This window comes from Kocuria rosea, from assembly GCF_006094695.1.
In the GTDB taxonomy this organism is placed as follows: Bacteria; Actinomycetota; Actinomycetes; order Actinomycetales; family Micrococcaceae; genus Kocuria; species Kocuria rosea.
The window spans coordinates 3,288,383-3,314,492 of record NZ_CP035103.1 but is presented as its reverse complement, the minus strand read 5'-3'; the positions used below and the strand labels follow the sequence as shown (position 1 = coordinate 3,314,492).

Genomic DNA, 26,110 nt, shown 5'->3' with positions numbered 1-26,110 from the left:
CGGGATGGAGCTCCCCGATCCCGCACCGGCCCACCTGATCGACCCGGCGGCGCCGGACGCCGAGGACGTCGGCGCCTACCGCCTGCTCGCCGCGGACATCGCCTCCGGCGTGGCGGTCGTGGCCGCCCGGCACCGGCGGCGGGACGTCGCCGCGACCGTGACCGGGTTCCTCGACGTCTCCTACGACCCGCCCACCATGCTCGTGAGCCTCTTCGAGGAGGGGCGGATCTGCGACGCGGTGGAGTCCTCCGGCGCGTGGACGCTCTCCGTGCTGCGCCGGGACCAGGAGGGCATCGCCAACTGGCTCGCGAGCCCCGGCAATCCGGTCGAGGGCCTGCTGGACGGCGTGCCCTTCCGGCGCGCGCCGCGCTCGGGGGCGCCCGTCCTGGACGGGGCGCTCGCGTGGTTCGAGCTCTCCACCGTGGCCGTGCACACCGCCGCGACGCACCGGGTCGTCGTCGGCGAGGTGACCGCGATGGGCCGCGGGGTCGCGGAGGCCCAGGCCGACGACCCGCTGGTGCACTACGCCCGCGGCTACCGGGGCCTGACCCGGTGACCCGGGGGCGCCGGACACGACGACGGCCCCCGTGCAAGACTGTGACGTCGGGTTTCTCCCGCCCCGTCAGCGGCGGAATCGATTGACTTCCGCTCCGGTTCCGGACGTAGCGTGGACCGGTGGGGCCGCCCGGCGGCACCGTTCCCACGGCTCTCCACGGAAGGACACTCATGGCGGCCCAGCACCACGAACGCCGGCCTCGTCGGGGGCACGGCGACGACGCGCCGGCCGGCGGCGCACCGGAGCAGAGCCCTGCGCGGACGCCCGAGCGGACGGCGGAGGAGCCGCGGCTGAGCGCGGTCCCGCGGCCCGGCCCCCCGGCCGAGCGCGCGGCCGCGTCGGTCGCCGACCTCGAGGTCCCGGCAGACCACCTCCAGGACCTGGAGCACGTGGGCGAGGCGTTCAAGGCGGCCTTCGCCCACCACCCCGCGGGGGTCGCGATCATCACCGCGCGGGGCCCCGAGGGGCCGGTGGGCCTGACGGCGTCCTCGGTGTCCTCCGTGTCGGCCGTGCCGCCGATCCTCGGCTTCTCCCTGCAGGCCCGTCAGGGCTCGGCCGCGCTGCTGGCCGAGGCCGACTCCTTCCTGGTGCACCTGCTGGACGCCGAGAACCTCGACCTCGCCCGGTCCTTCGCCGTCTCCGGGGCGCCGCGCTTCGGGGCGGACATGCCCTGGGAGTACCTGGAGACGGGGGAGCCCCGGCTGCTCAACGTCGCCCGGGTCCTGCGCGCGGTCCCGCTGGCCCGGATCAAGGCCGGGCCCGCCCTCGTGTTCAACGCCGCCGTGGTCGACGTCCTCGGCCACGAGGGCACGGGCGTCCCCCTCGTCTACCACCGCCGCCGGTTCCACGAGCTCAACGACCGCTCCGCCCTGGACCCCGAGGCCTGAGCACCCGGAGACGGGCCCCGAAGTCCCGGAAGAACTTCGGACTTTGTTGTTGACACATCACCAAGGTGCTCCTAGAGTAGTTGACGAAGCAACAACCTGCTCGCCACCGATCCCCAAGGAGAACACCATGTCCCAGCTCAACGGTCTCGTCCCCGGTTCCTGGACCTTCGACCCCGCCCACTCCGAGGTCGGCTTCACCGTCCGCCACGCCGGCATCTCCAAGGTGCGCGGCACCTTCGGCGAGGTCGACGCGCAGCTCGAGGTCACCGACCCGGTCGAGAGCTCGACCCTGAACGCCACGGTCCAGATGGCGAGCATCGACACCAAGAACGCCGACCGCGACGCCCACGTGCGCAGCGCCGACTTCTTCGCGGTCGAGGAGCACCCCACGATGACCTTCACCTCGACCGCCGTGGCCTTCGACGGCGAGGAGGGCACGATCACCGGTGAGCTGACCATCAAGGACGTGACCCGCACCGTCGAGCTCGCCACCGACTTCAGCGGCGTGGTCGTCGACGCCTTCGGCGTGACCCGCGCCGGCTTCTCCGCCGAGACCACCATCTCCCGCAAGGACTTCGGCATCACCTGGAACGCCGCGATGGAGGCCGGCGGGGTCCTCGTCTCCGACAAGGTCGTCATCAGCCTCGACGTGGCGTTCACCGCGCCGCAGAACGACCCCGAGGAGACCGTCGAGGGCCAGGAGGCCGCCTCGGCCCAGGCCTGATCCCCGACGGGCGCGCACGGGAGCGGCCCGCACCCCTGCAGGGGTGCGGGCCGCTCCCGTGCGCGCCGTGACCGGTGCCGCGGGCCGGTGCGGCTAGCGGAGCTGCTGCACCAGGAACCAGATCGCGGGACCCGCGACCAGCAGCAGCAGCGCCCACCGGCGCAGCCGCACCTCGAACGTGGCGGCGTTGAACCGCCGCCCGTCCTTCGGCCGGGACTCGGCGATCTCGTCCTCGAGCGGCTTGGGGGAGGGCTCCTGCGACTCCTCGTGCGGGTCCTGGTGCGGGTCCTCGGGGCCGGTGCCGGCAGGGGGCACCGAGGTCACCGCCACTTCGTGGTCATGATCAGCCCCACCATCATCAGGGCCAGGCCCACCCCGATGTTCCACGTGCCGATCCCGGGCACGGGATAGGTGCCCTGGAAGAGGTAGTAGACGATGAGCCACAGCAGCCCGGCCACCAGCAGGCCCAGCATGATGGCCTTGTACCAGGTGGGCGTCGGGGCGTGGGTCTCCGGGGAGCCGTGCCGGGAGCGCTCGGTGAGCTCCTGCGCCACCGCGTTCGCGGCGGCCTCCGGGTCGAACGCGGTGGAGCCGCCGGGCAGCCCCTCCGCCGCCAGCCGCGCCAGCTCCGCGTCGACGGGCGGGGCGGCGGCCGGCGTCGACCGTCCGGAGCCGCCCGGACGGCGGGCCGGCTTCTTGCGGCGGTTCTTGGACTCGGGCACTGATCCTCCTGATCACCAAGCGGGCCGTCTTCACGGCGGGGGGTCCGGTGCACCAGTCTAGCCGCCCGGTGCGCGCCCTCCTGCGGACGCGTAAGCTGGACGGGCGCACGCGCCGAGAGGCACCCCACTCCCAGGAGATCCTGTGACCGTCAAGATCCTCGTCGTGGACAACTACGACAGCTTCGTCTACACCCTCGTCGGCTACCTCGAGCAGCTCGGTGCGAAGACCACGGTCATCCGCAACGACGACCTCGACGAGACCGCCGCGTGCGCGCTCGCCGACGAGCACCAGGGCGTCCTCCTCTCGCCCGGCCCGGGCGCTCCCGCCGACGCCGGCGTGTGCACCGCCCTGATCCGCCACGCCGAGCGGACGGGGCAGCCGCTGCTCGGCGTCTGCCTCGGCCACCAGGCCCTCGCGGAGGCGTACGGGGGAACCGTCACCCACGCCGAGGAGCTCATGCACGGGAAGACCTCCCGGGTGGAGCACAACGGCACGAGCGTCTTCGGCGCCGTGCCCAGTCCGTTCACCGCGACCCGCTACCACTCGCTCGCCGTCGTGGACCAGTCCGTGCCCGACGTCCTCGAGGTCACCGCCCGCACCCCGAACGGGGTGATCATGGGGCTGCGCCACAAGAGCGCCCCGCTGCACGGGCTGCAGTTCCACCCGGAGTCCGTCCTCACCGAGGGCGGCTACCTCATGCTCGGCAACTGGCTCGAGCTCGTAGGGCTCAAGGGCGCGGCGCGGGCCGCCATGTCGCTGTCCCCGCTGATCGCCGTCTGACCCTCGGCCGCCGGCCCGGACGTCAGTCGCGCCGGGGCCCTCGGTCCGCGCCCTGCTCGAGCGCCTCGCGGGCCCGGTCGGCCGCCTGCTGGGGGATCCCGTCCTGCTCGTCGTCGTCGCGCGCCTCGGTCTCGGGGGAGTCCTCCGGGGACGTCTCGGCGGAGTCGTCCGGGGTGCTGCCGGGCTCGGACTCCTCCTCCTCCGGTGCGGCGGTCTCCTCGGCCTCCTCCTCGTCCTCGGTCGCCTCCGGGGAGGGGGACGGGGTGGGCGAGGGGCTCGGCTCCGGAGCGGGCTCGGGCTCCGGGGCGACCGCCACGGTGAGCGTGATCGTCGAGCCCTGCGGCGCGGACTGTCCGGCGTCGACGCTCTGGTCCACGACCTGCCCGGCGGGCACTCCGGCCCGGGGGGTGGTGACGACCTCGGACGAGAGGCGGACCGCGTCCGCGCCGAGGGCCGCGACCGCCTCCTGCCGGCTCAGGCCCACGAGCTGCGGCACGGTCACCCGCCCCGTGGACAGCACGAGCTGCACCTCCGAGCCGCTCGGAACGGTGGTCCCGCCGGCCGGGTCGGTGGCGACCAGCATCCCCTGGGGCACCCACGGGCTGTTCGCCGTGCGGGTCGCCCCGGCCTCGAGCCCGGCGGCCTCCAGGGCGTCCCGCACGTCCTCCTCGGACCGGCCCGCGAGGTCGTCGGGGACCTCCACCTCGGCGGGCCCCCGCGAGACCGCGAGGACCACGGCGGAGCCCTCCTCGACCTGTGTGTCGGCCGTGGGATCGGTGCCCACGGCGTCGCCCTCGGGCACCTCGTCGTCGAAGACCTCCTCGCGCTGCGGCACGAGCTCCGCGTTGCGCAGCGCCGTCTCGGCCACCGCCGCGTCCATCCCCGCCACGTAGGGGACGGCGACGAGCGCGGGTCCGCCGCGCTGGTCCTGGACCCACTGGAGGGCCACGACCCCGAGGACGGCGAGGACCGCGAGGGCGAGCAGGCCGATCAGCGCCGCGCGCAGCGGTCGCCGTCGGCGGTCCCGCGCAGGGGTCGAGCCGCTGCCGGGGTCGTCCGCCGGCACCGGCGCCGCGGCGACCGCCGTGCCCGCCGCCGTCGGCGGAGCGGCCGCCCCGGCGGGCACGGGGACGGGCGGGAGGGTCTTGGTGTCCTCGTCCCGCTGCCGCACCGCGTGCAGGGGCTGGGTGGCCTCCAGGTCCCCCGGCACCGCGGGGCGCAGCTCCCGCAGCGCCCGGCGCATCTGCCCGGCGTCCTGGAAGCGGGCGGAGCGGTCCTTGGCGAGGGCCTTCGCCAGGAAGTCGTCGACGCGCCCGCCGAGCCGCGGGTCCAGCTCGGAGGGCGCGGGGGGATGGTCCCGGACGTGCTGGGCGGCGATGTCCACCGAGGACCCGCCCACGAACGGCGCCCGGCCCGTGAGCATCTCGAAGAGCACGCACGCGGCGGAGTAGAGGTCGGAGCGGGCGTCCACGGACTCGCCCCGGGCCTGCTCCGGGGACAGGTACTGCGCGGTGCCGAGGACGGCCTGGGCCTGGGTCAGGGCCGGCGAGGTGTCCTCCACGGCCCGGGCGATGCCGAAGTCCATGACCTTGATCTGCCGCTCGGGGGTGACGATCACGTTGGCGGGCTTGATGTCCCGGTGGACGATGCCGGCCCGGTGGCTGTACTCCAGGGCGTCGAGGATGCCCAGGGTGATGTCCACGGCCTCCTGGGGCGTCACGGCGTTCTCGTGGATCAGCTCCCGCAGGGTCCGGCCGGGCACGTACTCCATCACGATGAACGGCCGGTCCACGCCCTCGTCGGTCGTCGCGAGGATCTCGCCCGTGTCGTAGACCGAGACGATCGAGTGGTGGTTCAGGGCGGCCACGGACTGGGCCTCGCGCTTGAACCGCTCGTGGAAGGTGCCGTCCCGGGCCAGTTCGGGGCGCAGCACCTTGATGGCCACCCGCCGGCCCAGCCGCAGGTCCCGCCCCAGGTGGACGGTGGCCATCCCGCCGCGGCCGATGGTCTCGCCCACCTCGTAGCGGTCGTTGATGAGGGAGGGGACGGGGTTCCGGCCCGGCACGGCTCAGCCCTCCTGGCCGGGCCCGGTCGGTGTCGCGGTGGGCGAGGGCGATCCGGTGGTGGGGGCGGTGGTGGTCTCGGGCGCCGCGGCGACCCACATCTCGATGGTGTCGCCGGGGCGGACGGTGGACCCGCCCAGGGGCTGGGTGCGCAGCACGGTCCCGGGCTCGGCGTCCTCGGTGGTCTCGTCGTAGCGGATGATGTTCACGCCCAGGAGCCGGATCTCGTCGATCAGCGGGTCGGCCGGGCGGCCGACCATCCCGGAGGGCAGCTCCACGGTGTCCGGGCCGGTCGAGTAGACCACCGTGATGGTGGTGCTCCGCGCCACCTGGCCCACGGGGTTCAGGGACAGGACGGTGTTCTGCTCCTCGTCCGCGGTGCGGCCCTGCCGCTCCACGGGGAAGCCCAGGTCGGAGAGCTCCTGCACCACCTCGTCCACCGGCCGGCCCTCGTAGCGGGCGGCGAGGACCTCCACGGTGTCCGCGCCGGGCTGCTCCGCCGCCGGGGGCGTCGGCTCGCCGGGCACCGTCGAGGTCGAGACGGTGCCCGTGGGGGAGGGCTCCTGGCTCACGGGCGCCGGCTCGCGCAGCAGGAAGAACCACAGCAGCCCCGCCACGAGGAGCAGCACCAGGAGCACCGGCAGCAGCCAGGCCCACACCGAGCGGCGCTCCCGGCGCTCCTCGGGACGGGCCGGACCGGTGCCGGGGTCCTCCCCGGGGCCCTCCCCGGGGCCCTCCGGGCCGTCGACGACGTCCAGCTCGGCGGTGATGGGCCGTGGCCCGCCGGCGGCGGCGGCTCCGGTCGCCGCGGCGGCCGCGGTGCGGTCCCGGTCCAGCACCTGCGTCGGCTCGTCGCGCACGGGCTCGAACGCCTGGGTGGCGTCGTCGTCGGGCAGGTCGAGGAAGGGGCGCATCCCGGGGACGGCCGCGACCGCCGCGTCCTCGTCCCCGCGGCGGATGGCGTCCACGGCGGTGGCCAGGGCGCCCGCCGTGGCCGGGCGGTCCTTGGGGTCCTTCGCCAGCATCGACATCAGCAGCGCCCGCACGGTCTCGGGCACGCTGTCCTTCAGCGGCGGCGGCGGGTCGTTGACCTGCGCGAGGGCGATCGCGATCTGCGACTCCCCGGTGAACGGGCGGCGCCCGGCCAGGCACTCGTAGCCGATGATGCCCAGCGAGTAGATGTCCGAGGACCCCGTGGCGGTCTGACCCGTGGCCTGTTCGGGCGCGAGGTACTGGGCGGTGCCCATGACCTGCCCGGTGGCGGTGAGGGGCACCTGGTCCGCGAGACGGGCGATGCCGAAGTCCGTGACTTTCACCCGGTTGTCCGGAGTGATGATGAGGTTGCCGGGCTTCACGTCGCGGTGCACCAGGCCCTGGGCGTGCGCGGCCGCCAGCGCCCGTGCGGTCTGCCCGATGTAGTTGAGCACGGTGTCGGGGGCGAGCGTCTTCTGCCGCTCGATGATGTTGGACAGCGGCTCGCCCGGGACCAGCTCCATCACGAGGAAGGCGGAGCCCTCCTCCTCGCCGTAGTCGAAGACGTTGGCCACCCCGGGGTGGTTCAGGAGCGCGGTGTGCCGGGCCTCGGCGCGGAAGCGCTGCAGGAAGTTCGGGTCCCCGTTGTACTCCTCCTTGAGGATCTTCACGGCCACGATCCGGCCCAAGACCCGGTCCTTGGCCTTCCACACCTCGCCCATGCCGCCGATCGCGATCCGATCGGTCAGTGCGTAGCGCCCGCCCAGGACGGTGCTCGACGATGGTCTCACTTGTTCAACACCGCCTCGAAGAGTCGCTTGGCACCGGGACTGGTCAGGGAGGCGCCCGTCGCCACGTCCACGTCCTCGAAGACGACGGCGAGGGCCACCTGGGGGTCGTCGGCCGGCGCGAAGCCCGTGAACCAGGAGTCGTTGAGGCCTTCGTCCGAGCCGATCTCGGCGGTGCCCGTCTTCCCGGCCACCTCGACCCCCGGGACGGCCGCGCCGCGGGCGATGCCGTCCTCGACGACCTGCACCATCAGGTCCGAGACGGTCCCGGCGACGTCCGCGCTCGTGGAACGGCGCAGCTGCTCCGGGTTGAGCTCCTCGATCACGGACAGGTCGGCGGAGCGCACGGTGCGCACGAGCTGGGGCTTCATCTGCACGCCGTTGTTGGCGATCGTGGCGCTCATCATGGCCACCTGCAGGGGCGTGGTGCGCACGTCGTACTGGCCGATCGAGGACAGCGCGAGCTGGGCCTCGTTGAGCTCCTCGGGGAACACCGACGGGGTCACCTTGAGCGGCACGGAGAGGGGCTCCCCGTAGCCGAAGTTCCGGGCGGTCTCCCGGATCGCGTCCTCCCCGAGGTCCAGGGCGATCGAGGCGAACGGCGTGTTGCAGGACTGCTCGAGCGCGAACTCCAGGTCCGCCTCCGCACGGGCGGTGCAGCCGCCGCCCACGTAGTTGGGCAGGGTCACGTCGGTGGCGGGCAGGGGCAGCTCCTGGGGGTTCGGGATCAGGGTCTCCGTGGTGTAGTCCCCGGACTCGAGGGCAGCCACGGTGTCGATGATCTTGAACGTCGAGGCGGGGGCGTAGAGGTCACCGGCGACGGCCCGGTTGACGAGGGGCGCGTCGGGGTCCGCGTTGAGCCGTTCCGCGGCGGCGATCACGGAGCCCGAGTCGTGCGAGGCCAGCTCGTTGGGGTCGTAGCCCGGGGTGGAGACCATGGCGAGGATCGCGCCCGTCTCCGGGTCGAGGGCCACGATCGAGCCCTTCCGGCCCTCGAGCACCTCGGCCGCGGTCTGCTGCAGCACCGGGTCGATGGTGAGCTCGACCGACGCGCCCGTGGGCTGGTTCCCGGAGAACATGGAGACCACGCGGTCGTAGAACTGCTCGTCGGAGGCGCCGGAGAGCTCCTCGCCGAGGGCCGCCTCGAGCCCGGTGGCGCCGTAGACGAGGGAGAAGTAGCCCGTGAGGTGCCCGTACGTCAGCGGGTCCGCGTAGACGCGCTGGTACTCGAAGTCGTCCTCCGAGGGCACGGAGGACGCCTTCGGGTCCCCGTCCACGAGGATCGCCCCGCGGTCCGCGCCGAACTGGTCGTAGAGGCTGCGGTTGTTCCACGGGTGCGCCTCGAGGGTGCGCGCCGCGACGAACTGCACGTAGGTCAGCGCGAGGAGCAGCACGGTGAAGATCGCCACGCCGGCCACCCAGGTGTGTCGGATCGCCCGGTTCACGATGCTCCTCCGTTCTCGGTGCTCCGGGACCCGCCGGGGCCCCTGCGGTCCTTGTCGGTGAGGCGGGACATCGCCTCGGTGGGGGTGCCGCCGTGGTGGTCCGCGTCCTCGGCGTCCCGGTGCCCGTCGAGGCCCGCGGCGGCGATCGGCTCGGTGGCGGCGGTGTCGGCGGGCACCGCCGGGCCGCGGGCCGTGTCGGCCCCGGTGCCCCGCCCTCCGGCGGCGCGGTCCACCCCGTCCGCCTGCCCCGCGTCCTGCTCGGGCCCGTCCGGATCCGTCCCGGGACGGCGGTCCCGGCGGCGTCCCGGGCGCTCGGCGCGCTCCTGCTCGTCGCGCCGCGCCGCCTCGCGCAGCGCGGCCTCGTGGGCGGCGATCTCGGCGAGGTCGGCCTCGGTGGCCGGACCGGTGACCACGGGCCGGCGGGCCGTGTGGGAGATCGCCAGGATGATCGCCGCGATGATCCAGTTGGACAGCAGCGAGGAGCCGCCCGCGGACATGAACGGGGTGGTCAGCCCGGTCAGGGGGATGAGCCGGGTGACCCCGCCCACCACCACGAACAGCTGCAGCACGATGACCGCGGACAGCCCCGCCGCCAGCAGCTTGCCGAAGGAGTCACGGGTGCCCAGGGCGGCCCGGAAGCCCCGGGTGACGAACAGGAAGAACAGCACGAGCACGGCGCTCAGGCCGATGAGCCCCAGCTCCTCGCCGAACGCGGTCATGATCATGTCCGAGTTGGCGTAGGAGACGAGGTCCGGCCGGCCCTGGCCGAGCCCCTGCCCGAAGAGCCCGCCGGAGGAGAGCCCGAACAGGCCCTGGACGATCTGCCCGGAGCCGCCCGGGGCCCGGTTGTACACCTCCGGGTCGAACGCGTTGAGCCAGGAGTCCAGGCGTGCCGCCACGTGGCCGAAGGTCTGGCTCGCGAAGAACCCTCCGACGGCCACGAGCAGCAGCCCGATGACGATCCAGCTGAGCCGGCTCGTGGCGAGGTAGATCATGGCCAGGAAGAGGCCGAAGAACAGGATCGCGGAGCCGAGGTCCCGCTGGAACACCAGCACGCCGATCGCGATGATCCACGCCGCGAACATCGGCGCCATGTCCCGGAACCGCGGCAGGCGCACGGGGCCGATCTTCTTGCCGGCCAGCAGGATGAGGTCCCGGTTGGTCGAGAGGTAGCCGGCGAAGAAGACGGCCAGGGTGATCTTGGCGACCTCCCCGGGCTGGAAGGTGCGCCCGCCCACGGAGATCCAGATCCGGGCGCCGTTGAGCTCCAGGCCGAGACCGGGCAGGAGGGGCAGGAGCAGCAGCAGCCCGCTGAGCACCAGGCAGATGTAGGTGATCCGCCGCAGCACCCGGTGGTCCTTGAGGAACCAGAGCACCAGGCAGGCGGCGGTCATGGCGAAGGCCGTCCACACCACCTGGGAGCCCGCGGCCGTCTGGTCCGTGGTGAGGTCGATCCGGTGGATCATGGCGATGCCCAGCCCGTTGAGGGCCACCACGATCGGCAGGACATAGGGGTCCGCGTACTTGGCCCGCAGCCGCAGCACCACGTGCAGGACCAGCGCGCCGATGCCCAGGACCAGCCCGGAGACGAGGAGGTGCGGGTCCCCCGAGCCCACCTGGTCGGGGTCCACGAGGACGTTCGCGCCCACGCCGATGCCCACGGCGAGCACGAGCAGGAGCAGCTCGGTGAGCCGCCGCGGCTTCTGGCGGGGCTCGGCCTGCTCCTCCCGGGGGGAGGTCGCGGCGGGGGCGCTCATCCGTCACCCCCGGGAGAGGCCGCGGGCGAGGGGGTGGGCGAGGCGGTGGGGGAGGCGGTGGCCCGCTGGACGGTGCCCGTCGGGCGCGGCTCCGGGCCGGGCGTCTCCTCGGGCACGGACTCGCGCAGCTCGCCCACGATCCGCTCCGCCTCCTCGAGGCTGCCGGCGGGGATGGCGTTGCGGACCCGTTCCTGGGCGAAGCCCGGGAGGTCCTCGACCCGCAGGTCCGTGGCGCGCTCGAGGTCGCTGAGGCTCACGGGCCCCAGCGACTGCGAGACGCCGTTGTAGATCGCCACGTTGCCCTGCTGCTCGCCGACGTAGTACTGCGAGCTGATCCAGCCGCTCGTCAGCCAGCCCCCGGCCACGAGCAGCAGCCCTGCCGTGGCCAGCGCGAGCACGGCCACGGCGCGCCGGTGGCGGCGCCGGCGCGGGGACGGGACGGTGGCGTCGGCCCGGTGCAGCGCCGACTCGACGTCCCGCGGATCGGCCAGCGTGTCCGGGGCGGAGGTCTGCAGGAGGGTCGCGCGGCGCTCCAGGACGCTGTCGCTCACGGTGGGGATGCGCCCGGTCTGGGTGGCGTTGGCGGCGGCGCCCACCAACAGGTGGGGGCGCGCGGCGAGGTCGCGGCGCAGCGCGGCCGCCGAGGACTCGGCCTCGGCGGTCCCCTGCGTCCCGGCGTCCCCGGTGATCTCGTCCGAGGTGCGGGCGAACTCCGGGTCCGGGACGGCGCCGCGGGCCTCGCCGGCCTGCGGCACGGGGGCGGTGTCGTCGGTCTCGAAGACCTGGACGACCACCACGGTCACGTTGTCGGGGGCCCCGCGGTCCAGGGTCAGCTCCACGAGCGTGTCCACGATCTGGTTGAGGTCGTCGGTGGAGCCCAGCACCGAGTGGATGGTCTCCGGGCGGACCACGGCGTTGAGCCCGTCGGAGCACAGCAGCCAGCGCTCGCCGCGCTCCGGGCGGAGGGTCTCCACGTCGATCTCGGGGGAGGCGTCGACGTCCCCGAGCACGCGCATGAGGACGTTCTTGTGCGGGTGGGACTCGGCCTCGTCCGGGCGCAGCCGGCCCTCGTCGATGAGCCGCTGGACGAAGGTGTGGTCCTTGGTGACCTGGCGGAACTCGTCGCCCCGCAGCCGGTACGCGCGGGAGTCCCCGATGTGGGCCACGACGAGCTCGTCCTGGTCCGCGAGCAGGGCCGTGACGGTGGTGCCCATGCCGCCCAGGCGGGCGTTGCCCAGGACCAGCTTGGCGAGGTTCTGGTTGGCGTTCTGGATCTCGTCCGTGAGCACGGTGGCGCCGTCGCCGTGGTGGTCCGGGCGGTCGAGGCTCGTGAGGTCCATGACCGCGGAGGCCGAGGCGACGTCCCCGCCCACGTGCCCGCCCATGCCGTCGGCGACCACGGCGAGGTGACGGCCCGCGTAGGCGGAGTCGTCGTTCTTCGAGCGGACCCGGCCCACGTCGGAGCGCGCCGCGTAGCGGAAGGCGATCGCCATGCGTCAGGACCTCAGTTCCAGGACGGTCTTGCCCACCCGGAACGGGGTCCCGGGGTCGAGCGGCACGGCCCGGGAGAGGCGCTGCTGGCCGACGAAGGTGCCGTTGGTGGAACCGAGGTCCTCGAGGAACCAGCGGGAGCCCTGCGGGAACAGCCGGGCGTGGCGCCCCGAGGCGTAGTCGTCGCCGAGGGGCACGGTGGCCTCGGGGGAGCGGCCCAGCAGCACCGGGGCGTTGCCCAGCGGGTAGCTGCGGCCGCGGAGCGGGCCGTCGAGGACGACCAGGGTCTGAGGGCGGGAGCGCTGCCCGGTGCTGGGGCCCGCGGCGGGCGGCACCGGGTCCTCCGCGGCGCCCCGGCGCTCGGCGCGGGACCTCGTGAGCACCGCCGGGAGCTTCCCGCCGACCGCCAGGTCACGCCCCTGGCTGGCGACGATGCTGAAGATGAAGATCCAGAGCAGCGCCAGGAAGCCGAAGCGGAGCAGGGTGACGGTGAGTTCGGACATTCAGCGGTTCCCCTTCGGGGTCAGGAGGCGGAACGTGATCCTGGTCCGACCCATGGTGATCACGGAGCCGTTGACCAGCTCGGTGCGGCCGATCACCCGCTCCCCGTCCACGTAGGAACCGTTGGTGGAGCCGAGGTCCACGGCCACGAAGTGCTCGCCCTGCCGCCGGATCTCGAGGTGCTTGCGGGACACGCCGGTGTCCTCCACGGTGATGTCCGCCTCGGCGGAGCGGCCCAGCACGATCGAGTCCGCGTTGAGGGAGTAGCGCGCGCCGTCGACGTCGAGCACCGGGATCCAGTGCTGCGCGGGCACGGAGCGCGTCGGCTCCCCCTCGTCCTCCTCCCGGCGGTGGCCGCGGGCGATCCGCTGCCCGCTGGGGGTGGCGGGGGTGTTGGGGGACTCGGCGGTGCGCTGGGCCGAGGAGTGGACGCGGAACTCGCCGGCCTCCACCTCCGGGTTGCGGGTGAAGGACACCTTCACCGCCCCCTGGAGCGTGTAGGCCTGGCTGCGTGCGTGCTTGATGACGACGTCGCACAGCTCCTCCGCGAGCGGCGTGCCCCAGTCCTGGGCGCGCGGGAAGTCCTCGTCCGAGAACTCCACGACGAAGACGTTGGGGGCCATGGTGCGGCCGGCGGAGATCGTGAACGCCTCCTGGTCGAGCTCCCGCCGGAGGGCACTGGCGATCTCGACGGCCTCCACCCGCTTCCGGGAGCCGGTGGAGAAGGTGGCGCGGACGGCCTTCTCGATGTTCTTCTCGAGGCTCTCGAGGAATCCCATGCCGCCTCCTTCCTGGCGTCGATCACGGTGCGCATGCACCCGGTCCCGGGTCAGGCGTTCTCCAGGATAGTAGACGCGACGCCTGTGAGCCCGGTGGGGTGTCCGCGCCGGGCGGGTCAGCGCCCCGGTCACGTCCTTGCCAGGGGGTCCGCAGGGGAGAAGAATCCCGGGTATGAAGCACACTGACCGAAGGCACCTGTCCCTGGCGGCGCTCGCCCTCTCCGCCCTGCTCCTCACGGGCTGCGGCGGCGACGGGGGTGACGGCGGCGCCGGAGGGGACGGCACCACCGCCCCGGCGGAGACCGGCGCCCCGGCCGACACCGCCACCCCCGACGACAGCGCGAGCCCGGACGACACCGCCACGCCGGACGACAGCGCGAGCCCCGACGACAGCGCGAGCCCCGACGACGACGGCACCGCCACGGCCTCCGGCTCGGCCTCGCCCTCGGAGAGCCCCAGCGACGACGCCACCGGCGGGTCCGGCGGCGAGGCGGCCATCGTGGCCTCCGCGGTCGCCGCGGCCGAGGACGCGGTGGGCGGTGACGCCCAGGCCTTCGAGATCGGACGGGAGGACAGCCCGGCCAGCTGGGAGATCACCGTCGCCGCCGACGACCGCGAGCACCAGGTGTACGTCTCGCAGGACGGCGAGGACGTGATCAGCCAGGAGGAGGAGGGCGGCCTCGACAGCGACGACGGCGAGAAGCTCGCCCAGGTCCGGGTGCCCCTCGACGAGGGGCTGGCCACGGCGCTGGAGACGGTCAACGGCACGGTCGACGAGGCGCAGCTCGAGACGGAGGACGGCACGACCGTGTGGGAGGTCGAGATCGACGAGCCGGACGGCAACTCCGTGGACGTGTTCGTCAACGTCGAGGACGGCTCCGTGCTGAAGATCGACCGCTGACCCCGTGGTCGCGGACCCCAGCCGCACGGAGCGCCGCCGGCTGCGGCTGACGTTCCTGGGCCTGCTCATGGCGGTCCTGCTGGCCGCCCTCGACCAGACGATCGTGGCCACGGCGCTGCCCTCGATCGTCGGGGACCTGGACGGGCTCGACCGGATCTCCTGGGTGGTCACGGCGTACGTGCTCGCCGCCACCGTGGGCCTGCCGGTCTACGGGAAGCTGGGCGACCTCTACGGGCGCAAGCGGATCTTCCTGCTGGCCGTCGTGGTCTTCCTGCTCGGCTCCGTGCTCTCGGGCGCCGCCCAGGACATGACGCAGCTCATCGTCCTCCGCGCGCTGCAGGGCCTGGGCGGCGGCGGCCTCCTGATCGGGGCGCAGGCGATCATCGCGGACCTCGTGCCGGCCCGCGAGCGCGGCCGGTACATGGGCGTGATCGGGGCGGCCTTCGGTCTCGCCTCGGTGAGCGGGCCGCTGGTCGGCGGGTTCCTCACGGACCTCGTGAGCTGGCGGTGGGTGTTCTACATCAACCTGCCGCTGGGCCTGGTGACGCTCCTGTTCATCCCCCGCTTCCTGCACCTGCCGCACGTCCCCCGGGGACGGGTGCGCCTCGACGTGCTGGGCACGGCGCTGCTGGCGCTGGGCAGCGTGGCGTTCGTGCTCCTCACCACGTGGGCCGGCACGGCGTACGCGTGGTCGAGCCCGCGGATCCTCGGCCTCGCCGGGGCGGTCCTGGTGCTCGGCGTGCTGTTCGTGCTGGTGGAGCGCCGCGCCGCGGAGCCGATCATCCCGCTGCACCTGTTCCGCGTGCGCAACTTCGTGGTGCCCACCGCGGCGGCCGTCGGCATGGGCGTGATCATGTTCGCGACCATCACCTACCTGCCCACCTACCTGCAGATGGTCGACGGCGCCTCGGCCACCACCGCCGGCCTGATGATGATCCCCGTGACGGCCGGGATGCTCGTCGGCACGATCGGCACCGGCCGCCGCATCGCACGCACGGGGCGCTACAAGCACTGGCCCGTGCTGGGCTCCGCGGTGATGGCCGCCGGGCTCGCGCTGCTCTCGCTGATCGACGAGTCCACCCCGTACGCCCTGACGGCCGCGGGGATGGCCGTCACCGGTCTCGGCATCGGCTGCCTCATGCAGAACCTCGTCCTGATCGTGCAGAACGCGGTGCCGCCCGCGGAGCTGGGGGCCGCGACGTCGTCGTCGAACTTCTTCCGCCAGATCGGGGCGTCCTTCGGGATCGCCGTGTTCGGCTCCGTCTTCGTCGCCCGGCTCGACGACGCGCTCGGGGGCCGCGCCGTGCCCGCCCTCGACCTCGACGCCCTGAGCCCCCAGGTGCTCGCGGGACTGCCCGCCCCGGTGCAGGAGGCCGTCGCGCAGGCCTTCGCCCAGGCGCTGCCGCCGATCTTCCTGTGGGGTCTCCCGGTCGCGGCGGCGTGCCTCGTGCTGTCCCTGCTCATCGAGGAGATCCCGCTGGGCACGACCGTGCCCGCCGCGCGGGAGGAGGCGCCGGGGCCGGCCGCGGCGCCCGCCGGGGCCGAGCGCGGCGGTTCCGCTGGCTAGGCTGGTGCCGGAACCACCACCGGATGCCTCAGGAGCAGCTCATGACCGATCCGCGCCCGTTCACCACCGCCGACCTCTACGACGAGCGCGGGGAGCAGCTGATGTCCTGCCCGCGCCAGTTCCTCGACCTGGGCGGGACGGCCGCGTTCACCGGGCCGGTGCGCACGGTCCGCTGCTTCCAGGACAACGGCCTGGTGAAGGCCGTGCTCAACTCCCCGGGGGAGGGCGCGGTCCTCGTCGTGGACGGCCACGGCTCCATGGGCACCGCGCTCATGGGGGACATGATCGCCGAGTCCGCGGTGCGCAACGGGTGGGCCGGGGTCATCATCAACGGCCCCGTGCGGGACCGGGTCGCCCTGGCCGGGCTGCCCCTCGGGGTCAAGGCCCTGGGCTCCAACCCGCGCAAGTCCGCCAAGGACGGCGTCGGGGAGCAGGACGTGCCGGTCGTCATCGAGGGCGTGACCTTCCGCCCGGGCCGGACGGTGTGGGCCGACGAGGACGGGATCCTCGTGGAGGGCTGAGCGCTGTCCGCTCCGTCCGGCGCCGTTCAGCCGGCGCGGTGGGTGAGCCGGCCGCCGCGGTAGGTCGCGCGCACGCCGATGTGCTCCACCGACCCGCCCCGCCGGTGCACCTCGAGGGGGTTCTCCTCCAGCACCACCAGGTCCGCGAGCTTGCCCGGGGCGAGCGAGCCGATCCGGTCGAACATCCCCAGCGCCTTCGCGGCCTCGGACGTGTAGGCGGCGAGGGCCTGCAGCACGTCGAGCCGTTCCCCGGCGGGCCCGAAGCGCCGTCCGTCACCGTCGAGGCGGTCGGTCCAGGCCTGGACCGAGCGCAGCACGTCGCCGTCGGCGACCGGCCGGTCGGAGCTGCCCGCCAGCCGCACCCCGGCGTCCAGGAAGCTGCGGCCCCGGTAGGTCCAGTCCGTGCGCTCGGGGCCCAGGAGCCGGCGGAACTGGGCGGCCATGGGGCGCAGGAAGCCGATCTGCGGGGTCACCACGATCCCCGCGGCCGCGAGCCGCGGCAGCTGGTCCGGGCGGGTGATGCTCGCGTGCTCGATCCGGTTGGGCAGCCGGTGGCGCCCGTGCTGGTCCTGGCAGCGGGTGATCACGTCGATCGCGAAGTCGATGGCCCGGTCCCCGATCGCGTGGGCGGCCACCGACCAGCCCGCGCGGTACGCCGCGTGGATCGCCTCGGCCATCTGCTCGGGGTTCTCCTGGAAGTAGCCCGTCGAGTGGCCTCCGCAGAACGCCTCGGTCACGGCGGCGGTCTCCCCGAGCAGCGAGCCGTCCACGAACACCTTGACCGGTCCGAGCCTGAGCTCGTCGTCGCCGAAGCCGGTGCGCAGCCCGAGGTCGAGCCCGCGCTCGGAGCCGTCCCCGAGGCCGCTGATCCCGTGCAGGACGTCCAGCACGGGCATCACCTGGGCCCGGGCGTGCAGGACGCCGGCGTCCCGGGCCTGCTGGTAGGCCTGCAGCTCGGAGGGGTTGTGCCCGATCCACCCGGCGCCCACCCCCGCCTCGGCGAACGTGGTGATGCCCTCGGCGGCGTAGCGGGCGGTGGCGCGGTCGAGCGCCGCCACGATCCGGTCCACCGGGTAGGGGCGGAACAGCTCCTGCACCACGGCCTGGGCGGTCTCCTCGACCAGGCCCGTGGCGCGGCCGGTGTCGTCCCGCACCACCCGCCCGCCCACCGGGTCCGGGGTCCCCGGGGTGAAGATCTCCGCCCGCCGCAGCGCCTCGGAGTTCACCACCGCCGCGTGGCCGGACGTGTGCCGGACGAACAGCGGCGTGCGGCCCGTGATGCGGTCGAGGACGTCGATGTCGGGCAGCGACCCGCCCACGGTGGCGGGGAGGAAGCCGGTGGCCATGAGCCACTCCTCGTCCCGCGGCTTCGCGGCCATGCCGCGCTCCAGGGCCGCGTACAGCTCGTCCAGGGATGTGCAGCCGGAGAGGTCCACCTCCGCCAGGCCGAGCCCGAACCACGCGGTGTGGCAGTGCGCGTCCACGAACCCCGGCAGCACGGTGGCCCCGCCGAGGTCCACGGTCTCGGCCGCCGGCACGTCCGGGTCGTCGAGGACCACGATCCGCCCGCCGTGCACGCCGAGGCTCGACGCCGTCGGGCGGTCCGGGTCCATGGTCAGGACCGTGGCGTTGACGAGCAGGAGGTCGAGCTGCATGGGGATCCTTTCCGCGGGAGTGACCCCATCGTGGCACCCGGGGCCCGGTCCCGCACATCGCCGCACGGCGCGGCCCGCTCCTGGCCCGGCCCCGCCCGGCCCTGCCCCGCCAGGCCGGGCCCGGGCCGGGAGCGGTCAGCCCAGGGCGGCGACGAGCTCCGTGGCCTGCCGGATCGCCCGCTTGGCGTCCAGCTCGGCCGCCACGTCCGCCCCGCCGATGAGGTGCACCGGTACGGCGCCGGTGTCGTGGCCGGTCCCCAGCAGCGTGTCGTGCAGCCGCCGCAGCGGCTCCTGGCCCGTGCACAGCACCACGGTGTCGACCGGCAGCACCTGCTCGACCGGCTCCGTGCAGTCGGGTCCCGGCGCGGTGAGGTGCAGCCCGTCGTCGTCGATCCGCCGGTACACGACCCCGCTCAGGGTGCGGACGCCGCCGGCCCGGAGCGAGGTCCGGTGGATCCAGCCGGTCGTGCGGCCCAGGCCGGCCCCGAGCTTGCCGGGGGAGCGCTGCAGCAGCGTCACCTCGCGCGCCGGGCGCCCGGGCCGGGGCGGGACCAGCCCGCCCCGGGCGGACAGCGTCGTGTCGACGCCCCACGCGCGGTAGAAGTCCGTGCCGGCGGAGTGCAGGAGGAACTCGGCGACGTCGAAGCCGATGCCCCCGGCGCCCAGGACCGCGACCCGGCGTCCCACGGGCGCCCCGTGCTGCAGGACGTCCCGGTAGCCCACGACCGAGGGGTGCTCCACCCCCTCGATCGCGGGCACGCGCGGTTCCACGCCGGTGGCGAGCACGAGCCGGTCGAAGCCGCGCAGGTGCCCGGGCCCGGCCTCCGTCCCGAGCCGCACCTCCACCCCCAGCTCGGCGAGCCGCACCCCGTAGTAGCGCAGCGTCTCCGCGTACTCCTCCTTGCCGGGGATGCGCAGCGCCATCAGGAACTGCCCGCCGATCCGGTCCGCCGCCTCGAAGAGGGTGACGGCGTGCCCGGCCTCCGCGGCGCCGACGGCGAAGGCCAGCCCCGCGGGGCCCGCGCCGACCACGCCGATCCGCTCGGCCCGGCGGGTGGGGCCGAGGCGCAGCAGGGTCTCGTGCCCGGCCCGCGGGTTGACCAGGCAGGACGCCGTGCGGCCCGCGAAGGTGTGGTCCAGGCACGCCTGGTTGCACGCGATGCACGTGTTGATGGTGTCCGCCCGGCCGCGCGCGGCCTTGACCACGAAGTCCGGGTCCGCGAGCAGGGGCCGGGCCAGGGACACCATGTCGGCGTCCCCGTCCGCCAGGATCCGCTCCGCGGTCTCCGGGGTGTTGATCCGGTTCACGGCGACCAGCGGGATCCCGACCTCGCCCTTGAGCCGGCGCGTCACCCAGGAGAAGCCGCCGCGGGGGACGACCGTGGCGATCGTGGGGATGCGCGCCTCGTGCCAGCCGATGCCGGTGTTGAGCAGGGTGGCGCCGGCGGCCTCGACCGCCCGGGCCAGTGCCACGACCTCCTCGAGCGTGGAGCCGCCGGGGACCAGGTCCAGCATGGAGAGCCGGTAGATGAGGACGAAGTCCGGGCCGGTGCGCTCGCGGACGCGGCGGACGATCTCCACGGGCAGGCGCATCCGGTTCGGGTAGCACCCTCCCCACTCGTCGGTGCGGTGGTTGGTCTCGGCGGCGACGAACTCGTTGATGAGGTAGCCCTCGGAGCCCATGATCTCCACGCCGTCGTAGCCGGCCTCCCGGGCGAGCGCGGCGGTGCGGGCGAAGTCCTCGATGGTCCGCTCGATCTCCTCCGCGGTGAGCTCGTGCGGCACCACGGGGCTGATGGGGGCACGCAGGGAGCTCGGGGCCACGGCGGCCGGGGCCTTGGCGTAGCGGCCGGAGTGCAGGATCTGCAGGGCGATCCTGCCGCCCTCGGCGTGCACGGCGCCGGTCACCAGGCGGTGCCGGGCCACCTCCTCGGGGGTGCGCAGGAGAGCACCCCCGGCCCGGGTGGCGCCCTCGGGGTTCGGCCCCACGCCGCCCGTGACGATGAGTCCCACCCCGCCCCGCACCCGCTCCGCGTAGAACTCCGCGAGCCGCTCGAATCCTCCGGGCAGCTCCTCGAGACCGGTGTGCATCGATCCCATGAGCACCCGGTTGGGCAGGGTGGTGAAGCCCAGGTCCAGGGGTGCGAGCAGGCGCGGATAGGGCACGGTCATCTGATACTCCTCGTCTCAGGTACTTGGTCACCGTAGGCGAGGAGTGAGCCGCCTCACAAGCGCGGCGCGGGCTCAGAGCGCGGCCAGCAGGTCCTTCCAGGCCGCGCGCCACCGCACGACGTCCTCCGCGGAGGCCAGGCCGGTGTGCGCGAGGGCCACCGTGGCGCGGCCACCGGCCTTGGCGCCGATGTTCGCGGAGACCCTGGACCCGTCGGCGAGGCGAGCCCGCCAGTAGCGCCACTTCGCGGTGGCGGCGGTGGTGGGCGGCTGCTGGAACGGGACGCCGCCGACCTCCGTGCGGCCGGCCATGAGCGCGCTCCACCGGGCGAGCGCCTCCTCCGGGGTGCCGGTCACGGTGCGGCTCGCGCTCGCCCCGAAGGTGCCGTCCCCGGCCTGACCGGGCCGGCGGGCGCCCGTGTGCTGCTCGTAGGCCACCGCGACGGCCTGCGCCCACCACTCGTGGTTGTCGACGGCGCCCTCGAGCTGCTCGGCCACTCGGCGGGCGAGCTCGGCGTGGCCCATCGTCCGGGCGCCGAGCTCGTCGAGCCGGGCCGTCCAGGTCTCCCACGGGACGCCGGTGGCCCGCGCGATCCCGGCGGTGCTGGTGCTGCGGGTGCTCATGGGACCCAGGGCAGCGGCGGCGCGCCGGGTCAGTCCCCGGCCGTGGGGCCGGGGCCGCCTGCGCCCGCGCCGAAGTCCGGGTCGGCGGGGTCCGCGGCGTCCCCCGCGCTCGGCACGCGCTGGCCGGCGTTGGTCTGGCCCAGGGGGTCCGGGGCCGTCTCGAGGTCGCGCGCCGGGGTGTCGGGGACGCCGACGTCGTCGGCCAGGTGCGGGTCGTCGGGGAGCTGGTCGCCGGAGGCGGGAGTCGTGTCCATGGGCCCCAGCCAATCAGTGGCTCCGCGTCCTGGCAAGGCCCCGATCAGGCGTCCTGCGGCGGGCGCGCATCCCCTGGATATCGCGGACAGCGAAGCGAATGGACAGGGTGCTGACAGTGGGTGGGAGGCGTGCCATAGTGGGGGCAGAGGCCCGTCCCGCGGGCCGCCCGCAGTTGTCGAGCCAGGCCGCCGCCCCGCGGCGGCCGGAAACACGGAGACGAACTCATGGCCACCCCGAACCAGCGCACCGCCCCCTACACCGTGCCCGGCCTGTCCACCGAGAACGGTCACGAGGTCGCCCAGACGCTCCAGCAGCGCCTGCACGCCCTCAACGACCTCCAGCTCACGCTCAAGCACGCCCACTGGAACGTGGTGGGCCCCAACTTCATCTCGGTCCACGAGATGCTGGACCCGCAGATCGAGCTCGTGCGCGGCTTCGTCGACGAGCTCGCCGAGCGCATGGCCACCCTGGGCGTGGGCCCCTCCGGGCTGCCGGGCGATCTCGTCCAGGCCCGCACCTGGGACGACTACTCGGTCCACCGCGCCACCGGCGTGGAGCACCTCGCCGCCCTCGACATCGTCTACAACGGCGTGATCGAGGACCACCGCGATGCGATCCAGAAGGTCGGCGAGCTCGACCCCGTCACGGAGGACATGCTCATCGGCCAGGTCAAGGAGCTCGAGCTCTTCCAGTGGTTCATGCGCGCCCACCTCGAGAACAGCGGCGGCGACCTCCAGCACGGCGGCACCCGCACGGAGCAGGGCGCGGCGGAGTCCGCCGCCCAGTAGTCCGCCCCGCGACCGTGGCAGCCCACGCCCGCCCCGGCCCCGCCGACCCCCGTGGTCCGCGGGGCCGGGGCGCGTTCACGGCCATGACCTTCAACGTCCGGCGCCCCCTGCCGAAGTACGGCCGGACGGCGCCGGACGCGTGGTTCACCCGGGCCCCCGCCGTGCAGGCCGTGCTCCGGGCCCACCGGCCGGAGCTGGTCGCCCTCCAGGAGGTCCTCCCGCAGCAGCTGCACCCCCTGCAGCAGGCCCTGGGGCCGGACCACGTCCTCCTGGGCGGGGGCCGGGACGCCGACGGCGGCGGCGAGCGGTGCCTGCTGGCCGTGGACACCACCCGCTTCCGGATCGAGCGCTGGCAGCAGCGGTGGCTGTCCGCGCTGCCGGAGGTCCCGGGGTCGAAGGTGCCGGGGGACCTCTTCCCCCGCACCCTGGTGCTGGCCGACCTCACGGACCGGCGCACGGGAGTGGCCTGGCGGGTGGGCGCCACCCACCTCGACCCGTGGCCGGAGCGGGCGCGGCTGCGCCAGCTGGCCGCGCTCCAGGGCCTCCTCCTCGGGTGGGACGGCCCCCTGGTGCTCCTCGGGGACATGAACGCGGCTGCCGGCCGCTCCCGCACCTGGGACGCCGCGCTCGCCGGCGGGCTGCGGGACACCCTGCCCCCGGACGCCGCGGGGACCTTCCCCCGCTACCGGGAGCCCGGGGCCAGGACGCCGCGCCTGGACTGGATCCTGTACGGCGGCCCGGTCCGCGTGCTCGACGCCCGGGTCCTGGCCGAGCGTCCGCGCGGGGTGTGGGCCTCGGACCACTTCCCGGTGCGGGCCGAGCTCGAGCACGACGGCGGCCCCGCCTCCTGAGGCCGGGACCGCCGTGCCCGGCACGCGGCGCTCCCCAGGGCGGCGATCCGTGCTCCGCGTGCCATCCGCCGCCTCCCGGTGGTAGGAATGAGCCGTCCGCCCGGGAGCACCCGGCAGGTGCTCCGTGCGGCCGCCCTGCCGGTGCGCACCCGGTCGTGGGTGTCGTCCCACCCTGTGCACCCGGGACGGCCCGCCACCAGCACCGCGGGCCCGGCGTGCCGGGGTGGAGGACGTCCCGCCCCGGTCCGCGCGGGGCATCCATCGACAACGAACCGGCCGGCACGGACGTGCCGGCCAGGAGGTGCTCGTGACCTACACCGTGATCGCCCGGAGCGCGGACTCCCGCCTGCTCGGCGCCGCCACGGCGAGCTGCTCGCTCGCCGTGGGCAACGCCGTGCCGGCCCTCGTGCCCACCGCCGGGGTGGTCGCCTCCCAGGCGTGGACCAACCGGCGGCTGCGCTTCGAGATGCTCCGCACCCTGCACCACGGGGGCACGGCCGAGGAGGCGATCGCGGCCCTGACCGACGCCGACCCGGACCTGGCGCTGCGCCAGGTGGCCGTCCTGCCCGTGGCGGGGCCCGGCGCCCACCTCACCGGCAGCCTGTGCACGCCCTGGGCGGGGGGCGTGGCCGGGGCCGACTTCGTGGTGATCGGCAACTACCTGACCGGCCCGGAGGTCGTCGAGTCGATGCGCGCCGCGATGGACGAGGCGCTCACGGGGTCCGGGCCGACCAGCACCGAGATGGCCGGCGCGCTCCTGGCCTGCCTGCGCGCGGGCCGGGACGCGGGTGGGGACAGCCGGGGGCAGCAGAGCGCCGCGGTGCTCGTGGCCGACACGCTCGCGGGCTTCCAGTACCCCGTGCTGCTCGACGTCGACCTGCGGGCCGACAACTCGCCCACCCCGCTGGAGGACCTGGAGGAGATGCTCGCGCTGAAGGGCAGGGCCCACCCGGCGCCGGCCGAGGTGGTGCCCAGCACCGAGGTCCCGCACCGTCCCGAGGACGAGGGGCTCTGGTCGACGGTCCTGTCCTGACCTCCCTCGGGTGGGCGGCCCCCGCCGGGGTGGCCTACCCTCGGTCCATGAGTTCTCGTCGTGTCCTCCCGCCGGTGCGCTACGGCCCCGCGGCGGGCCTGACCGCGGTCCTCCTGGCGGGGGCGACGGTCCTCGCCGGCTGCTCCCCGGAGCCGGCCGGGCCGCCGGCGAGCGCTCCGGACGGGACCGGGGCGGCGTCGTCGGCCCCCGCGGCGCCGGAGGCGGCCCCGGACCGGCTGGAGGTCGTGGTCACCGGCGACGTCCTGCTCCACCCGGGGCTGTGGGCGCAGGCCGAGGCGGACGGGGACGGGGAGCTGGACTTCGGCCCGCTCGTGGAGGGCCTGCGCCCGTTCACGGAGGACGCCGGCCTCGCCGTCTGCAACATGGAGACCCCGCTCGCCGCGGCCGAGGGCCCCTTCTCCGGGTACCCCTCGTTCGAGGTTCCGCCGCAGATCGTCCCGGCGCTGGCGGACCTCGGCTACGACGCGTGCACCACGGCCTCGAACCATGCGGTGGACGCCGGCCCGGAGGGCCTCGAACGGACCCTCGACGTCCTGGCCGACGCCGGGATCGCGACCACCGGCACGTACCGCGCCGCCGAGGACGCGCGGGAGCCGCTGGTCCTGGACGCGGACGGCGTGCGGGTGGGCCTGGTGACCGGGACCTACGGGCTCAACGGCAACGTCCCGGACGCCGCGTGGCGCGTGGACCTGCTGGACGTCCCCGAGATGGTCCGCAAGGCGCGCGCGGCCCGGGCGGCGGGGGCGGAGATCGTGCTGGCCGCGGTGCACGCCGGCGAGGAGTACTCCTCGGCGCCCGACCGGCAGCAGTTCGAGGTCACGCACGCGCTCGCCGACAGCGGGGAGTTCGACTTCGTCTACGGCCACCACACGCACTCGGTGCTGCCGATCGAGAAGCGCGGGGACACCTGGATCGTGCACGGCCTGGGCAACAGCGTCTCGGAGCACGCCACCCGGGTGCCGGTCAACAACGAGGGCCTGACGGTCAGCATGTCCTTCGCGCGCGAGGACGGGGAGTGGGTGGCCGGGGACCCGGTGTGGACCCCGCACATCCTCACCCTGGACCCGATCCGGTGGTGCGCGCTGCCGGCCGAGGACGTCTGCCGCTCCCGCGAGGAGGACGCGGCGTCCCTGGCGCGCACCGCGCGGACCGTGGGGTCGATGGGGGCGGAGGCCGACGGCGCCCGCCCGTGGCGCCCGCTCGCCCTCGGTCCCGCAGGGGAGTAGCGCTCAGTCCCGGTCGAGGGTGACGAGCACCTGCACCGGGGCGTGGTCGCTGGGGTGGCCCCCCGCGAAGCGGGCGGTGTTGATCGCGGCGCGGCGAACCCGGACGCCGGGGCCGGCCAGCACCCAGTCGATCCGCTCCTCGCCCTCCACGGCCTCGCCGTAGTCCGGGAAGGTGCCCCACGCGGGGGTGAGCCGTTCCTCGGCGGCCGTCCAGGTGTCGGCGAGCACCCCGGAGCCCACGAGCGTCTCGTACGCCCCGGAGTCCCCCGCCTCCGCGTTGAAGTCCCCGGTGACCAGGGTGGGGGTGTGCGGGTGGAAGCTGTGCACGAGCTCGACCAGGGCCTCCGCGCTGCGGTCCCGGGCGGTCTCGGAGTCGTGGTCGAAGTGGGTGTTGACGAGCACGAGGTCGGTGCCGGTGCCGCGGTCCAGGAAGCGGCCCCAGGTGACGATGCGCGGGATGTCGTTGCCCCAGGTGGTGGAGCCGATGAGCTCCGGGGTGCCGGAGAGCCAGAACTGGTCCCACTCCACCAGCTCCAGGCGCCGGGCGTCGTAGAAGATCGCGGAGTACTCGCCCTTGCTGCCCCCGGCGCGCCCGTATCCGACCATCCGGTAGCCGGCGGGCAGCGCCCGCTCCACCGCCGGCAGCTGGTGGTGGAGGGCCTCCTGCACCCCGAGCAGCGTGGGCTGCTCGAGCTGCAGCAGCCGCGCCAGCCGGGGCGCGCGGTCGGGCCAGTGGTCCGGGTTCCCAGCGTGCGTGCCGCTGTGGTGGAAGCGGATGTTGTAGCTCATCACGTGCAGGGCGCGGCCCGTGGCGGGACCGATGAGCGGCACCGCGGGATCGGCGACGCCGGGGGTCGTGGAACGGTCGAGAAGGACGGTGTCTGAGGACATCACTGCTCCAGGGTGGGGGAGTGCGGGGGCGTCGTCGTCCCATGGTGGACCGGGCGGCCCGACCACGGTGCCACCGAGGGGGAACCCCCGGTGATCATCCGGTGAACTCGTGGGGTCCTCCACGGGGACCGCGGCCCCGTGG

At 74.5% G+C, this 26,110-nt stretch carries 25 protein-coding genes; 11 read left to right on the top strand and 14 right to left on the bottom strand.

Annotation, left to right across the window (positions count from 1 at the left end; translation table 11 throughout):
- The first annotated feature begins 4 nt into the window (after window positions 1–4).
- The 3 genes from EQG70_RS15115 (at window position 5) to EQG70_RS15105 (ending at window position 2,167) form a co-directional block, all read left to right on the top strand.
- On the top strand, window positions 5–556 hold the full coding sequence (locus tag EQG70_RS15115; protein WP_035930494.1) for a flavin reductase family protein: 552 nt from the start codon (window positions 5–7) through the stop codon (window positions 554–556).
- Window positions 557–726: 170 nt separating this feature from the next.
- Complete coding sequence (locus EQG70_RS15110; RefSeq protein ID WP_017834100.1) at window positions 727–1,443, top strand: flavin reductase family protein; 717 nt, start codon at window positions 727–729, stop codon at window positions 1,441–1,443.
- Window positions 1,444–1,570: 127 nt separating this feature from the next.
- A complete protein-coding gene (locus EQG70_RS15105) occupies window positions 1,571–2,167 on the top strand; it encodes a YceI family protein (RefSeq protein ID WP_017834099.1) in 597 nt (198 codons plus the stop codon).
- A 93-nt stretch (window positions 2,168–2,260) separates the two neighbouring features.
- Here EQG70_RS15105 and EQG70_RS15100 read toward each other — a convergent pair whose 3' ends face one another.
- Window positions 2,261–2,491 carry a hypothetical protein gene (locus tag EQG70_RS15100; RefSeq protein ID WP_126346562.1) on the bottom strand — a complete coding sequence of 77 codons (231 nt, stop codon included), beginning with the start codon at window positions 2,489–2,491 and terminating at the stop codon, window positions 2,261–2,263.
- Window positions 2,488–2,889, bottom strand: a complete 402-nt coding sequence (locus EQG70_RS18605; RefSeq protein ID WP_017834097.1) for a cell division protein CrgA — start codon at window positions 2,887–2,889, stop codon at window positions 2,488–2,490. The genes EQG70_RS15100 and EQG70_RS18605 overlap by 4 nt, the downstream gene beginning before the upstream one ends.
- Before the next feature lie 142 nt (window positions 2,890–3,031).
- Here EQG70_RS18605 and EQG70_RS15090 point away from each other — a divergent pair, with 142 nt between their 5' ends.
- Window positions 3,032–3,670, top strand: a complete 639-nt coding sequence (locus EQG70_RS15090; protein WP_017834096.1) for an anthranilate synthase component II — start codon at window positions 3,032–3,034, stop codon at window positions 3,668–3,670.
- Window positions 3,671–3,692: 22 nt separating this feature from the next.
- Here the strand turns inward: EQG70_RS15090 and pknB are convergent, their stop codons facing one another.
- Genes pknB through EQG70_RS15055 form a run of 7 tightly spaced genes read right to left on the bottom strand, consistent with a single transcriptional unit; the run spans window position 3,693 to window position 13,466 of the window.
- Window positions 3,693–5,735, bottom strand: a complete 2,043-nt coding sequence (pknB, locus tag EQG70_RS15085; protein ID WP_035930253.1) for a Stk1 family PASTA domain-containing Ser/Thr kinase — start codon at window positions 5,733–5,735, stop codon at window positions 3,693–3,695.
- Between the two features lie 3 nt (window positions 5,736–5,738).
- Window positions 5,739–7,496: a protein kinase domain-containing protein gene (locus tag EQG70_RS15080; RefSeq protein WP_035930249.1), complete on the bottom strand. Its 1,758-nt coding sequence runs from the start codon at window positions 7,494–7,496 to the stop codon at window positions 5,739–5,741.
- Window positions 7,493–8,938: a peptidoglycan D,D-transpeptidase FtsI family protein gene (locus EQG70_RS15075; protein WP_017834093.1), complete on the bottom strand. Its 1,446-nt coding sequence runs from the start codon at window positions 8,936–8,938 to the stop codon at window positions 7,493–7,495. Before EQG70_RS15075 ends, EQG70_RS15080 begins: the two co-directional genes overlap by 4 nt.
- Window positions 8,935–10,695, bottom strand: coding sequence for an FtsW/RodA/SpoVE family cell cycle protein (locus tag EQG70_RS15070; protein ID WP_109243679.1), 1,761 nt, complete (start codon window positions 10,693–10,695; stop codon window positions 8,935–8,937). Before EQG70_RS15070 ends, EQG70_RS15075 begins: the two co-directional genes overlap by 4 nt.
- Window positions 10,692–12,188, bottom strand: a complete 1,497-nt coding sequence (locus EQG70_RS15065; protein ID WP_017834091.1) for a PP2C family protein-serine/threonine phosphatase — start codon at window positions 12,186–12,188, stop codon at window positions 10,692–10,694. Before EQG70_RS15065 ends, EQG70_RS15070 begins: the two co-directional genes overlap by 4 nt.
- 3 nt (window positions 12,189–12,191) lie before the next feature.
- Window positions 12,192–12,689, bottom strand: a complete 498-nt coding sequence (locus EQG70_RS15060; protein WP_109268584.1) for an FHA domain-containing protein FhaB/FipA — start codon at window positions 12,687–12,689, stop codon at window positions 12,192–12,194.
- Entirely contained in the window at window positions 12,690–13,466 is a 777-nt protein-coding gene (locus EQG70_RS15055; RefSeq protein WP_095651319.1) for an FhaA domain-containing protein, read from the bottom strand.
- Window positions 13,467–13,638: 172 nt separating this feature from the next.
- Between EQG70_RS15055 and EQG70_RS15050 the strand changes: the two genes are divergently transcribed.
- The 3 genes from EQG70_RS15050 to rraA are packed head-to-tail and all read left to right on the top strand — an operon-like array spanning window position 13,639 to window position 16,455.
- Window positions 13,639–14,367 carry a PepSY domain-containing protein gene (locus EQG70_RS15050; protein ID WP_109268585.1) on the top strand — a complete coding sequence of 243 codons (729 nt, stop codon included), beginning with the start codon at window positions 13,639–13,641 and terminating at the stop codon, window positions 14,365–14,367.
- Between the two features lie 4 nt (window positions 14,368–14,371).
- Window positions 14,372–15,934 carry an MDR family MFS transporter gene (locus EQG70_RS15045; protein WP_017834087.1) on the top strand — a complete coding sequence of 521 codons (1,563 nt, stop codon included), beginning with the start codon at window positions 14,372–14,374 and terminating at the stop codon, window positions 15,932–15,934.
- Between the two features lie 41 nt (window positions 15,935–15,975).
- Window positions 15,976–16,455, top strand: a complete 480-nt coding sequence (rraA, locus tag EQG70_RS15040) for a ribonuclease E activity regulator RraA (protein ID WP_017834086.1) — start codon at window positions 15,976–15,978, stop codon at window positions 16,453–16,455.
- Window positions 16,456–16,481: 26 nt separating this feature from the next.
- On the opposite strand, the gene EQG70_RS15035 is transcribed toward rraA, so the two are convergent.
- From EQG70_RS15035 to EQG70_RS15020, 4 genes are all read right to left on the bottom strand, one after another.
- Entirely contained in the window at window positions 16,482–18,110 is a 1,629-nt protein-coding gene (locus EQG70_RS15035) for an amidohydrolase (RefSeq protein WP_017834085.1), read from the bottom strand.
- Window positions 18,111–18,245: 135 nt separating this feature from the next.
- Window positions 18,246–20,282 carry an NADPH-dependent 2,4-dienoyl-CoA reductase gene (locus EQG70_RS15030; RefSeq protein ID WP_109268586.1) on the bottom strand — a complete coding sequence of 679 codons (2,037 nt, stop codon included), beginning with the start codon at window positions 20,280–20,282 and terminating at the stop codon, window positions 18,246–18,248.
- A gap of 72 nt (window positions 20,283–20,354) precedes the next feature.
- Window positions 20,355–20,903, bottom strand: a complete 549-nt coding sequence (locus tag EQG70_RS15025; RefSeq protein WP_017834083.1) for a hypothetical protein — start codon at window positions 20,901–20,903, stop codon at window positions 20,355–20,357.
- A gap of 29 nt (window positions 20,904–20,932) precedes the next feature.
- Window positions 20,933–21,157: a hypothetical protein gene (locus tag EQG70_RS15020; protein WP_017834082.1), complete on the bottom strand. Its 225-nt coding sequence runs from the start codon at window positions 21,155–21,157 to the stop codon at window positions 20,933–20,935.
- A gap of 225 nt (window positions 21,158–21,382) precedes the next feature.
- On the opposite strand from EQG70_RS15020, the gene EQG70_RS15015 reads away from it, so the two are divergent.
- The 4 genes from EQG70_RS15015 to EQG70_RS15000 all read left to right on the top strand — a co-directional run bounded on the left by EQG70_RS15015 (window position 21,383) and on the right by EQG70_RS15000 (window position 25,077).
- Window positions 21,383–21,946, top strand: coding sequence for a Dps family protein (locus tag EQG70_RS15015; protein ID WP_109222284.1), 564 nt, complete (start codon window positions 21,383–21,385; stop codon window positions 21,944–21,946).
- A gap of 83 nt (window positions 21,947–22,029) precedes the next feature.
- The gene (locus tag EQG70_RS15010) at window positions 22,030–22,797 is read left to right on the top strand and encodes an endonuclease/exonuclease/phosphatase family protein (protein ID WP_109268587.1); all 768 of its coding nucleotides are present in this window, start codon (window positions 22,030–22,032) and stop codon (window positions 22,795–22,797) included.
- A 307-nt stretch (window positions 22,798–23,104) separates the two neighbouring features.
- The gene (locus tag EQG70_RS15005; protein WP_017834079.1) at window positions 23,105–23,830 is read left to right on the top strand and encodes a DUF1028 domain-containing protein; all 726 of its coding nucleotides are present in this window, start codon (window positions 23,105–23,107) and stop codon (window positions 23,828–23,830) included.
- Window positions 23,831–23,877: 47 nt separating this feature from the next.
- Window positions 23,878–25,077 carry a CapA family protein gene (locus EQG70_RS15000; RefSeq protein WP_241975666.1) on the top strand — a complete coding sequence of 400 codons (1,200 nt, stop codon included), beginning with the start codon at window positions 23,878–23,880 and terminating at the stop codon, window positions 25,075–25,077.
- Between the two features lie 3 nt (window positions 25,078–25,080).
- On the opposite strand, the gene EQG70_RS14995 is transcribed toward EQG70_RS15000, so the two are convergent.
- Window positions 25,081–25,968 (bottom strand): endonuclease/exonuclease/phosphatase family protein, encoded by an 888-nt coding sequence (locus EQG70_RS14995; RefSeq protein WP_109268588.1) that lies wholly within the window; start codon window positions 25,966–25,968, stop codon window positions 25,081–25,083.
- Window positions 25,969–26,110: the final 142 nt, after the last annotated feature.